2 tRNA genes and 1 rRNA gene are annotated in these 691 nt (G+C 43.6%); all 3 read left to right on the top strand.

The annotated features are described in order from the left end of the window. The first annotated feature begins 62 nt into the window (after nt 1-62). A tRNA-Ile gene (locus tag ACS8MM_RS15985) sits at nt 63-136 on the top strand. Between the two features lie 82 nt (nt 137-218). After that, nucleotides 219-292, top strand: a tRNA-Ala gene (locus ACS8MM_RS15980). A gap of 104 nt (nt 293-396) precedes the next feature. Next, nucleotides 397-691 (top strand): 23S ribosomal RNA (locus ACS8MM_RS15975); the annotation flags it as partial.

Below are 691 nucleotides of genomic sequence, written 5' to 3'. Positions count from 1 at the left end.
ATGATGATTAGGATTTTTTTTACTCTTGCTGTTAATTCAAAGAAATAAGGCTTAAAATACAGAGTCTCGTAGCTCAGCTGGTTAGAGTACTACACTGATAATGTAGGGGTCGGCAGTTCGAGTCTGCCCGGGACTACTTTTTAAAGCTTAAAGGAAATTCTAGGGGTTGAGAGGTTATGATACTCATAACTCATAACTAATAACTCATCACTAAGATTGGGGGATTAGCTCAGCTGGCTAGAGCGCCTGCCTTGCACGCAGGAGGTCATCGGTTCGACTCCGATATTCTCCACAGGTCCTAACGGACAAAAGTTCATTGACATATTGAGATAAAAATACATTTAAAAAGTAGAAAGAACACGTTTTGGTTAGTAATAATCAAAGCAAAAAGAATACAATAAGCAAAATAAGGGCGTATGGGGGATGCCTAGGCTCTCAGAGGCGATGAAGGACGTGATAAGCTGCGAAAAGCTGCGGGGATTGGCACATACGAATTGATCCGCAGATATCCGAATGGGGCAACCCACTATGTTGAAGACATAGTACCCGATAGGGGGCGAACCCGCTGAACTGAAACATCTAAGTAGGCGGAGGAGAAGAAAACAAAAGTGATTCCGTAAGTAGTGGCGAGCGAACGCGGATTAGCCCAAACCAAAGTTGTTACGGCAATTTTGGGGTTGTAGGACCACGA

The sequence above is a fragment of the Flavobacterium sp. MAHUQ-57 genome (assembly GCF_051908335.1).
Classification (GTDB): Bacteria; Bacteroidota; Bacteroidia; order Flavobacteriales; family Flavobacteriaceae; genus Flavobacterium.
Note: the sequence above shows the minus strand (reverse complement) of the source record. Positions and strands in the feature narration are given on the sequence as shown.